General features: G+C 71.0%; 1 protein-coding gene. It reads right to left on the bottom strand.

All coding sequences use genetic code 11. The features are described from left to right. Positions 1-596 (bottom strand): glycosyltransferase (locus SCA01S_RS21590; RefSeq protein ID WP_218016429.1); only part of this gene is annotated, 596 nt, incomplete at both ends.

Here is a 596-nt window from a genome sequence, read left to right as displayed (position 1 = left end):
AGGGCGTGGCGCTCGGTGCCGGCAAAGCCGGGCACATTGGCCGCGCGGCTCATTTCCCACAGGCCGCGCAGTTCATAGTGGAAGGGAATACCCAGGCGCCGCGCCGCGATCAGCGCGGGCAGGGCGTTGACGTGGTTGGACGCGGCGTGGATCGCGGCAACCCGCCGGGCCTTGGCCAGGCGGGCAATGCCGATGCTGGCCCGCTCGATATAGATGTCGAGCGGCAGGGACTGGCTGGGCTGGCGCAAGTGCTGCCAATCGAGGCCCTCGTGGCTGCTGGCCATGGCTTCTGGCGTGCCGCTGCTGTCGGCGCGGTCCCAGGGATAGCCGGCGCGGGTCAGGGCCACCAGATCGACGCCTTGCGCCAGCAGGGCACGCAACAGGGCCTGGGTGCGGGTAGTATAGCCGCTGGTGTGCCAGGGCAGGGCGCTGGCAGCGCAATAGAGCAGGCTTTGCGGGCGCGGGTCATAGGCCGGGGCAGCCACGGGCGGCAGGTCTGGCAGCGCTTGCGCCATGGCAGCCAGGGCCTGGATCTGCTGCGCGCGGCTGCTTTCCGATCCGCTCAGCGCGGTATCGGCCGGCAGGCCGGCCAGCAA

The sequence above is a fragment of the Novosphingobium capsulatum NBRC 12533 genome, from assembly GCF_001598375.1.
GTDB lineage: Bacteria > Pseudomonadota > Alphaproteobacteria > Sphingomonadales > Sphingomonadaceae > Novosphingobium > Novosphingobium capsulatum.
The sequence above is the reverse complement of the archived record's forward strand: the minus strand, read 5'-3'. Positions and strand labels throughout refer to the sequence as shown.